The sequence below is a fragment of the Aeromonas sp. s13 genome (assembly GCF_040907905.1).
Lineage (GTDB): Bacteria > Pseudomonadota > Gammaproteobacteria > Enterobacterales > Aeromonadaceae > Aeromonas > Aeromonas veronii.
In genome coordinates, this window is the sequence record NZ_JBFOCS010000040.1 from 143,654 (window position 1) to 153,499 (window position 9,846).

The 9,846-nt window shown below is 57.9% G+C and carries 8 protein-coding genes; 3 read left to right on the forward strand and 5 right to left on the reverse strand.

The genetic code is table 11. The features are described 5' to 3' along the window. Positions 1-43: 43 nt before the first annotated feature. The 5 genes from AB5Y82_RS07340 to AB5Y82_RS07360 all read right to left on the reverse strand — a co-directional run bounded on the left by AB5Y82_RS07340 (position 44) and on the right by AB5Y82_RS07360 (position 5,340). On the reverse strand, positions 44-1,285 hold the full coding sequence (locus tag AB5Y82_RS07340; RefSeq protein WP_005336136.1) for a type II secretion system F family protein: 1,242 nt from the start codon (positions 1,283-1,285) through the stop codon (positions 44-46). Positions 1,286-1,521: 236 nt separating this feature from the next. Then, positions 1,522-3,228 (reverse strand): PilB family type IVa pilus assembly ATPase TapB, encoded by a 1,707-nt coding sequence (gene tapB / locus AB5Y82_RS07345; RefSeq protein ID WP_005336134.1) that lies wholly within the window; start codon positions 3,226-3,228, stop codon positions 1,522-1,524. 9 nt (positions 3,229-3,237) lie between these two features. Continuing rightward, positions 3,238-3,663 carry a type IVa pilus major pilin TapA gene (gene tapA / locus AB5Y82_RS07350; RefSeq protein WP_082182205.1) on the reverse strand — a complete coding sequence of 142 codons (426 nt, stop codon included), beginning with the start codon at positions 3,661-3,663 and terminating at the stop codon, positions 3,238-3,240. A gap of 327 nt (positions 3,664-3,990) precedes the next feature. Next, positions 3,991-4,866: a carboxylating nicotinate-nucleotide diphosphorylase gene (gene nadC / locus AB5Y82_RS07355; RefSeq protein WP_042053539.1), complete on the reverse strand. Its 876-nt coding sequence runs from the start codon at positions 4,864-4,866 to the stop codon at positions 3,991-3,993. 3 nt (positions 4,867-4,869) lie between these two features. Beyond that, a complete protein-coding gene (locus AB5Y82_RS07360; protein WP_040068932.1) occupies positions 4,870-5,340 on the reverse strand; it encodes a TIGR02281 family clan AA aspartic protease in 471 nt (156 codons plus the stop codon). A 130-nt stretch (positions 5,341-5,470) separates the two neighbouring features. On the opposite strand from AB5Y82_RS07360, the gene ampD reads away from it, so the two are divergent. The 3 genes from ampD to aceE all read left to right on the forward strand — a co-directional run bounded on the left by ampD (position 5,471) and on the right by aceE (position 9,829). Continuing rightward, positions 5,471-6,046, forward strand: a complete 576-nt coding sequence (ampD, locus tag AB5Y82_RS07365; protein ID WP_069554218.1) for a 1,6-anhydro-N-acetylmuramyl-L-alanine amidase AmpD — start codon at positions 5,471-5,473, stop codon at positions 6,044-6,046. A 278-nt stretch (positions 6,047-6,324) separates the two neighbouring features. Further along, positions 6,325-7,089 (forward strand): pyruvate dehydrogenase complex transcriptional repressor PdhR, encoded by a 765-nt coding sequence (pdhR, locus tag AB5Y82_RS07370; protein WP_159144446.1) that lies wholly within the window; start codon positions 6,325-6,327, stop codon positions 7,087-7,089. 79 nt (positions 7,090-7,168) lie between these two features. Further along, on the forward strand, positions 7,169-9,829 hold the full coding sequence (aceE, locus tag AB5Y82_RS07375) for a pyruvate dehydrogenase (acetyl-transferring), homodimeric type (RefSeq protein ID WP_040068936.1): 2,661 nt from the start codon (positions 7,169-7,171) through the stop codon (positions 9,827-9,829). Positions 9,830-9,846 lie beyond the last annotated feature (17 nt).

A 9,846-nucleotide genomic window follows, 5' to 3' on the forward strand; every position in this document is an offset into this window, starting at 1 on the left:
GAATGAGGGGGAGGGCATGGTTGTGGTGCCATGCCCTGATAAATCAGCCTACCACGTCGCCAAGCTTGAAGATGGGCAGGTACATGGCGATAACCATGCCGCCGACCAGCACCCCGAGCACCACCATGATGAGGGGTTCCAGCAGGCTGGTGAGGCCATCGACCAGATCATCCACCTCCTGTTCGAAGATGGTGGCGACCTTGGAGAGCATATCATCGATGGCACCGGACTCCTCACCGATCATCACCATCTGGATCACCATGTCGGGGAAGAGATCGACGGTGCGCATTGCAACGTTGATCTGCATACCGGCCACCACCTCGTTGCGGATCGCCATCACCGCGGTGCGATAGACATAGTTGCCGGAGGCCCCTGCCGCCGAAATCAGCGCATCCACCAGCGGGATACCGGCGGAGAAGGTGGTCGACAGGGTGCGTGCAAAGCGAGCCATCGCCGCCTTGTGCAGGATCATTCCGACCACCGGAATGGTGAGGACGAACTTGTCGGTATTGTCTTTCACCTTCTGGGAGGCCCGCCAGGCCCGCACATAGAGGAAGATGCCAAGGGCGGTGCCACCAAAGAAGACATACCACCAGTTCTGCATAAAGCGAGAGATGCCGATAACAAACTGGGTGAACACCGGCAGCTCGGCGCCAAAGCTCTTGAAGATATCCTCGAACTGCGGAATGACGAACAGCAGCAGGATGGAGGTGACCACAATGGCGACCAGAATGACCATGGTGGGGTAGAACATCGCCTTCTTGATCTTCGATTTGAGCGCTTCCGACTTTTCCCGATAGGTGGCGATACGGTCGTAGATGGTCTCCAGCGCACCGGATTGCTCACCGGCTTCCACCAGATCGCAATAGAGATCATCAAAGTAGAGGGGATGGCGGCGCAGTGCCTCCGACATGGGGGTGCCTGTCTCCACATCGGCGGCAATCTGCCCCATCAGCTCGCGCATCGAGGCTTTCTCGTGACTGCGGGCGATGATCTGCAGGCTCTGCACCAGCGGTACACCGGCGGAGAGCATGGTAGTTATTTGGCGTGAGACGATGGCGATATCCATCGGTTTGATCTTGGCGCCGCCCTTGGAGAAGAGCCCCTGGGATTTCTTGGCTACCTTGGTGACGTTGACTCCCTGCTTGCGCAGTTCGGTCTTGACGGTGTTGATACTGTCGGCCTGCAGCTCGCCGGAGACCTTCTGCCCCTTGCGATTAACCCCGTGCCAGCGGAAGGCGAAGACTTTCTTGGGGGCATTGTTCTTTTTCGTTAGGGTTGCCATCTTTGCATCCTGCAATGGGGTTGGTTGTCAGAGCCTGGCTTTGCACGTCACCAACCTGGTCAAGGTGCCCGGCTGGCTTGATGCCTGCGGGGTACTGATAGGGGGTGCCTTCTTGGCGCCAGCCCGGTCACTTTAATGCTTGATTATTCTGTCGTTCGGGTTGCCATCCATACCGAGTTTGTGGGCAGAATGATGCGTTCTGCCAACCAAACCGGCGGGTTGTGCCGTCACACGGATCAGTTGGTTGTGACCCGGTTGACCTCGGCCAGACTGGTGACCCCGAGTCGGGCTTTCTCCAGCCCCGAGGTACGCAGGGTACGCATCCCCTCCTTCTGGGCAATTGCCGCGATTTGCAGCGAGTTAGCCCCCTGCATGATCAATTTGGCGATGTTCTCCGACATCAGCATGATTTCGTAGATACCGACCCGCCCCTTGTAGCCGCCGGAACACTCTTTGCAACCGACCGGTTTGAACAGTCGCAGTCCGGCTGCCAGCTGCTGCGGCGTAAAGCCCAGCTCCAGCAGTTCGGCTTCCGGCACCACTTCCGGCGCCTTGCAGTGGTCGCACAGTTTACGGGCCAACCGCTGGGCCATGATCAGGGTGACCGAGGAGGCGATGTTGAAGGCCGGAACCCCCATGTTCATCATCCGGGTCAGGGTCTCTGCGGCGGAGTTGGTATGCAGGGTGGAGAGCACCAGGTGGCCGGTCTGTGCCGCCTTGATGGCGATTTCGGCGGTTTCGAGATCGCGAATTTCACCCACCATCACCACATCCGGGTCTTGCCGCAAGAAGGAGCGCAGGGCGCTGGCAAAGGTGAGCCCCGCCTTGGGATTGACCTGCACCTGATTGACGCCGGGCAGGTTGATCTCCACCGGATCTTCGGCGGTAGAGATATTGACCTCGGTGGTGTTGAGAATATTGAGGCCGGTATAGAGCGAGACCGTTTTACCCGAGCCGGTGGGGCCAGTCACCAGGATCATCCCCTGTGGCTTGGAGAGGGCGCGCAGGTACTGCGCCTTCTGCCGGTCATCAAAGCCGAGTTGCTCGATATTGAGGCGTGCCGCCGAGGAGTCGAGCAGACGGATAACGATCTTCTCCCCCCACATGGTGGGCAGGGTGTTGACCCGCATATCCATCGACTTGTTGCGCGACAGCTTCAGCTTGATGCGGCCATCCTGTGGCAGCCTCCGCTCGGCAATATCGAGCCGCGCCATGACCTTGAGGCGGGCGGAGAAGCGGTTGGAGAGGTTGACCGGCGGCGTAGCGATTTCATGCAGAATGCCGTCGATGCGAAAGCGCACCCGATACTTGAACTCATAGGGCTCGAAGTGCAGGTCGGAGGCGCCGCGCTTGATGGCATCCATCAGGATCTTGTTGATGTACTTGACGATGGGGGCATCGTCATCGGCGGTATTGACGCTCTCGTCCAGCCGGCTGTTCTCGTCGGAGACCTCGAGATCCGAAATCTCGGACTCGTCGATATCCTCCATGCCGAGGGCGTCATTTTCGCTCTCCAGCAGCTTGCCGATGGCGGCGGTGAGCTTGTTCTCCTCCACCAGCAGCGCTTCGGTATGTAGCCCGAAGCTGAAGCCAAAGTCCTCCAACGCCGAGACATTGGTCGGATCCGACATGGCGATATAGAGGGTGTGGCCCTGAGTGTAGATAGGGAGGACGTGGTGCTTCTCAATCAGCTTCTGATTGAGGTACTTCTGCGGGATCTCGGCCAAGTCGAAGGCGGCAAGATCCAGCAGAGGTACCCCATACTCCAGCTCGCAAAAATCGGCGAGCGCCTTGCTGTCGAGGATCTCGTTCTCTATCAGAAATGTCACAAAGGGTTTGCGCTGGGCCTTGGCCTGGCTCAGATAGCGCTGGGAATCCTCTTCACTGATCAGTGAAGAGGCGGCCAGGCTTAACGCCAGGCCGCTATTAGGACTAGAGGTCATGCTATAGCTTTAGCAGAGGCCACTCGTTTTGCAGGCCCCAGATGCTGCCCATGTTACTTTGCCATCAGTCTCAACACTCGGTGTTAAGATATATGTCATGCCAGTACCAAAAGTAGCTTCTTTACCGGTTGCGGTTATAGCGTTGGTTGTATCACTTACCTCAACACTTTTAACCTCTCCTGTCCCAGCTGTAAGATTGGAGGGTACACCATTGGACCCCGCATCACAGGTGCTTAGTGCTCCCGAGGCTGCACCTGTTGTTTGCGCACAAATTTCAATTGCAGTTTTATAAGCTCCAGTAGCCGCCACTACTTCAGTAAACTTAGCTTTTTTGGTGTAGGTCTGGTACGCCGGCAGTGCTACTGCCGCCAGAATGGCCACGATCGCGACCACGATCATCAGTTCAATAAGGGTAAAACCCGATTGTTTCTTCATTTCGCTCTTCATGGAAAATATCCTTTTATCCTTGGTTCCTGGGAAGTGTCGGTAGAAAATCGTCCGAACGTCAGTATCTTATCCGAGCTGTCAGGGGTGGCAACAGAGATTGCTGCCTTTGTTAACCACTTTCATGTCATTTACCAAAAACTTGATGCGAGTCATAAAATAAGTGGCTTCTTATGACTCTTTGTTACGGGTGAAAGCGGGTCCGTCATTACACTCCTTTGCTGAGGGATCCTGCATAAAGAAAAGGCGCCCATGGCGCCTTTTGCAAGTTGTTTATCCGGTTAGGTCGAGTATTTGCTCAGGCCTGCGGGATGAATCTCATTGTTGGATAAAGCGCATGGAGAGATCGAGCGCCCGCACATGCTTGGTGAGCGCCCCGACCGAGATAAAATCGACGCCGGTGGCCGCAAACTCGGCCAGAGTGTCCAGCGTCACATTGCCGGAGACTTCCAGCTTGGCGCGGCCCTGATTGATGGCGACGGCTTCGCGCATCATGGTCACGTCGAAGTTGTCGAGCATCACGATATCGGCCTTTGCCGCCAGCGCCTGTTCGAGTTCTGCCAGTGATTCCACTTCCACCTCCACCGGTTTGCCCGGATTGAGATGGCGAGCTTCATTAATCGCCTCGGCAATGCCGCCACAGGCGAGGATATGGTTCTCTTTGATGAGGTAAGCGTCGTAGAGGCCGATGCGGTGATTCTTGCCACCGCCGCAGGTGACCGCGTACTTCTGGGCGGTGCGCAGTCCTGGGATGGTCTTGCGGGTGTCGAGCAGACGGCAGTCGGTGCCCTCCAGCTCTGCCACATAGCGGGCGGTGAGGGTAGCGACGCCGGAGAGGGTCTGGACAAAGTTCAGCGCATTGCGCTCGCCAGTCAGCAGCAGGCGGGCAGGGCCATGGAGGCGAAAAAGCTCCTGATTGGGGGAGAGCACTTCCCCATCCTGCACCTTCCACTCCACCTTCACTTCGCCACCGAGCTGGGCCTTCAGTTGCAGGAAGACTTCATCCACCCAAGGCTGGCCGCAGAATACGCCGGCTTCACGGGTGATAACCCGGGCGCTGGCCATCCGGTCGGCCGGGATCAGTTGTGCGGTGATATCGGCGCTGGCGTCCGGTTGGTCCAGCGCGGTGAGGGCATCGCCCAGATCTTCGAGTAGTGCGGCGCGCACGGCGCGGCTGACATCCTGTTGAAACATGCCTTATTCCTGCAAGGGTCTGAGCAGCAGTTGCCGCTCCTTTTGAACCAGCTCCAGCCGACCGAGGGCGTTCATGCCAACCAGCACTTCGTCACCGTCTGCCGCCGGATTGATAAAGATGGCCAGATCGTACAAGGTCAATGGCCCCATCGCCAGCGTTTCGATGGTGCCGTTGCCGACCCGTATCTGCCCCGCAGCGGTATTGACCTGGCTGCTGCCATGAGCGGTCAGGCCGAGCCGCTCGGCAACCTGCTGCGGGATGGTGATGCGAGTGGCGCCGGTATCGAGCAGCAGTTGCACCGGCTGGCCGTTGATGGCACCCTCCAGACGATAGTGGCCGCTCTGGTCGGCTCGCAGCAACAGCTCGCCGCTGGCGGTGACGCTTGGTTGGTTGCGGGAGTGAAAATAGAGGGTCAGCAGGCCCATCAAAGAGAGCCAGGCCAGTAACCACATCCAGCGTGCCGTGTGCTGCATACCCCATCCATATCGAGCGGAAGATGACTCAGCCTAACATACCATTTCCCGTTGATTCAGTGAGTTGGTGCCGGCTTGCCTATCAGGTATCTTCGTTTTCTCGCCATTTATCAGCCAACTCGAGTAGCCGATGACTCAACTCGCTTCGCAACCTTGTTTCTCTATCGATGCCGCTGGCTGGTGCCAGCAGGCGCGCCGGGTGCCTTCTCCCCATCACAACGAACGGGCAGCGCCGGATGATATCTCCCTGCTGGTGGTGCATGGCATCAGCCTGCCGCCGGGGGAGTTTGGTGGCCCCTTTATCGACGATCTCTTTATGGGGCGACTCGACCCCGAGGCTCATCCCTATTTTGCCGGTATCCATCAGCTGCGGGTTTCGGCACACTGCCTGATCCGCCGTGATGGCGAGCTGGTGCAGTATGTGCCGTTTGGCGCGCGCGCCTGGCATGCAGGTGTCTCGAGCTGGCAGGGGAGGGAGGCATGCAATGACTTCTCCATCGGCATCGAGCTGGAAGGGACTGACGAAATCCCCTACACCGAGGCTCAATACCGGGCATTGGCAGGGCTCACTCGAGCCATTTCGGAGCGCTATCCGGCTATCACCCACGAAAAAATTGTCGGCCATTGCGATATCGCGCCAGGGCGCAAGACGGATCCCGGAGCCAGTTTCCAGTGGGATTACTACCGGCAACTACTAAACAGCTAAAGTAAATATTCAAATTTAGTTTGGATTTTAAAATCAATGGCTTGCCTATCTGGCAGGCCATTTTTGTCTCTGGTTGCGCAAATGTTATTTGTGAGCGTGGTCAAGAATATTGGTCAGACCATTTTCTATGAGCTAAATCATGTTTCCCCTGCTTTACCCCTTAAGTGGTGGGGGTGATTCTTGACTCAGATCATCTTTTGAGTGGACTTTTCAAAAGGCCTCTGCTAATTTTCGCCCCATCCATAAAATTGGTAATACCAATTTAACAAAGTAGCCTCATGCCCTATCGCAAGATTACGCAACCCAAGTTGGCCGACTCCATTGTCGCCGAGCTGGAACAGATGATTCTGGAAGGCAGCCTGCAGCCGGGGCAGAAATTGCCTCCTGAGCGGGAACTCGCCATCCAGTTTCAGGTATCGCGCCCCTCCTTGCGCGAAGCCATCCAGCGACTGGAAGCGCGCGGATTGCTTTATCGCCGTCAGGGCGGCGGCACTTATGTGCAGAATGCCCTGAGCAAGGGGATCGCCGATCCTCTGTTCGAACTGCTCAGTACCCACCCGGAAGCCCGGTATGACCTGCTGGAGTTTCGCCACGCGCTGGAAGGCATCTGTGCCTACTACGCGGCCTTGCGGGGAACCGGGTCTGATTTCGAGCGTATTCGTCAGGTGCAAACCACCATCGAAGAGGCGGGCCAGCTGGGCTCGCTGGTGGCCGAATCGGCAGCCGTGACCCAGTTTTATCTGGCTGTGGCCGAGGCGTCCCACAACGTGGTGCTGCTGCACCTGCTACGGGCCATGAGCCCGATGCTCGAACAGAACATTCTGCAGAATAACGAGATTTTGAATCGCCGCCCGGGAGTGGTAGCCAAGATACGTCGCCATCGCGCGAATCTGATCGAGGCTATTCTTTCGGGGGCTCCGGAGCGGGCCAGAACAGCTTGTCATGAGCATCTGGCCTTTATCGAGGACACCTTGTTGGATATGCAGAGGGAAGACAGCCGGATCCAGCGATCCATGCGTCGGATCCGTCAGCAGGAAAACTAATCCCACAAGGCTTTATTGTCGAATGCTTGCGCCCTTCGCCGTGCAATGCCGTGCAATCACAACAACATAGGAACCAGCCATGTCTGATATCCTGAAGAACGATGTGGACCCGATAGAAACGCTGGAGTGGCTTGCCTCTCTGGAATCCCTGCTGCGTGAAGAGGGTCCGCAACGCGCTCAGTTCATCCTTGAACAGTTGGCCGAGAAAGCCCGCGTAAGCGGTGTGGACGTGGCTGCCAAGGCAAATCGCGATTACATCAACACCATCCCGTCCAGCGACGAGCCGGACTACCCGGGTGACCTGGAGATGGAACGCCGCATTCGCGCCATCATCCGCTGGAACGCCATGATGATCGTGCTGCGCGCGTCCAAGAAAGACCTGGACCTGGGTGGTCACATGTCTTCCTTCGCTTCTTCTGCGACCATCTATGATGTCTGCTTCAACCACTTCTTCCGTGCTCGCAACGAGAAGGATGGTGGCGATCTGGTTTACTTCCAGGGTCATATCTCCCCGGGCATCTATGCTCGCGCCTTTGCTGAAGGTCGTCTGACCGAAGAGCAGCTGGACAACTTCCGTCAGGAAGTGGATGGCAAGGGTATCCCTTCCTATCCGCACCCGAAACTGATGCCGGACTTCTGGCAGTTCCCGACCGTATCCATGGGTCTGGGCCCCATCGCCGCCATCTATCAGGCTCGCTTCCTGAAGTACCTGACCGACCGTGGTATCAAGGATTGCTCAGAGCAGACCGTTTACGCCTTCCTGGGTGACGGCGAGATGGACGAGCCGGAAGCCAAAGGTGCCCTGACCGTTGCCGTGCGTGAAAAGCTCGACAACCTGGTGTTCGTGGTCAACTGCAACCTGCAGCGTCTGGATGGTCCGGTTGTCGGTAACGGCAAGGTCATCAACGAGCTGGAAGGCCTGTTCGCTGGCGCCGGTTGGGACGTGACCAAGGTGATCTGGGGTCGCAAGTGGGATGAGCTGCTGAAGAAAGACACTTCCGGCAAGCTGATCCAGCTGATGAACGAGACCGTTGACGGTGACTACCAGACCATGAAGTCCCGCGACGGTGGCTACATCCGCGAGCACTTCTTCAACCGTTACCCGGAAACTGCCGCGCTGGTCAAAGACATGACCGACGAGGAGATCTTTGCTCTGAACCGCGGTGGTCACGATCCTCGCAAACTGTTCGCTGCATTCAACAAGGCGACCCAGACCAAGGGCAAGCCGACCGTTATTCTGGCCAAGACCATCAAGGGTTACGGCATGGGTGAAGCGGCCGAAGGCAAGAACATCGCTCACCAGGTCAAGAAGATGGAGCTGGACTCCGTGCGTCACCTGCGTGACCGCTTCAACCTGCCGGTGGCCGACGAGCAGCTGGCCGATCTGCCTTATCTGAAGATCGAAGCCGGTTCTGCCGAGCACAAATACCTGCACGACCGTCGCACCGCCCTGAAAGGCTATGTGCCGACCCGTCTGCGCGAAAGCACCACCAAGCTGGAAATCCCGGCACTGGATGCCTTCGGCCCGCTGCTGGGTGAGCAGGCGCGCGAAATCTCCACCACCATGGCGTTCGTGCGTTCCCTGAACGTGATGCTGAAAGACAAGTCCATCGGCAAGCGTATCGTTCCGATCCTGGCCGACGAAGCCCGTACCTTCGGTATGGAAGGTCTGTTCCGCCAGATCGGTATCTACAGCCCGCACGGTCAGCAGTACACCCCGCAAGACCGCGACATCGTCTCCTACTACAAGGAAGACAAGCAGGGTCAGGTTCTGCAAGACGGTATCAACGAGCTGGGCGCCATGTCCTCCTGGCTGGCTGCTGCGACCTCTTACAGCACCAACGACTGCCCGATGATCCCGTTCTACATCTACTACTCCATGTTCGGCTTCCAGCGGATCGGCGACATGGCGTGGGCAGCCGGTGACCAGCAAGCCCGTGGCTTCCTGCTGGGTGCAACCTCCGGTCGTACTACCCTGAACGGCGAAGGTCTGCAGCACGAAGATGGTCACAGCCACATCCTGGCGAACACCATCCCGAACTGCATCTCCTACGACCCGTCCTACGCCTATGAAGTGGCGGTGATCGTACAGGACGGCCTGCGCCGCATGTACGGTGAGAACCCGGAGAACGTGTTCTACTACATCACCACCCTGAACGAGAACTATGCCATGCCGGCCATGCCGGAAGGCGCCGAGGAAGGCATCCGCAAGGGTATCTACAAGCTGGAATCCGTCGCCGGTGCCAAGGCGAAAGTTCAGCTGCTGGGTTGTGGTTCCATCCTGGGTCACGTGCGCAAGGCTGCCCAGATCCTGGCCAGCGAGTACGGCATCGGTTCCGATGTGTTCAGCGTCACCTCCTTCAACGAGCTGGCTCGTGACGGTCAGGACGCGGATCGCTGGAACATGCTGCACCCGACCTCTGAAGCGCGTGTTCCCTACATCGCTCAGGTACTGGGTTCCGAAGCCACCATCGCTGCGACCGACTACATGAAGTCCTTCGCCGATCAGGTTCGCGCCTTCGTTCCGACCGAGAACTACCGCGTGCTGGGTACCGACGGTTATGGCCGTTCCGACAGCCGTGCCAACCTGCGTCGTCACTTCGAAGTGAACGAGTTCTACGTGGTGGTCGCTGCTCTGACCGAACTGGCCAAGCGCGGCGAGGTAGACAAGCAGGTTGTGGCCGACGCCATCGCCAAGTACGGCATCGATGCCGACAAGGTCAACCCGCTGTACGCGTAAGTGGATCAAGGGTCGCG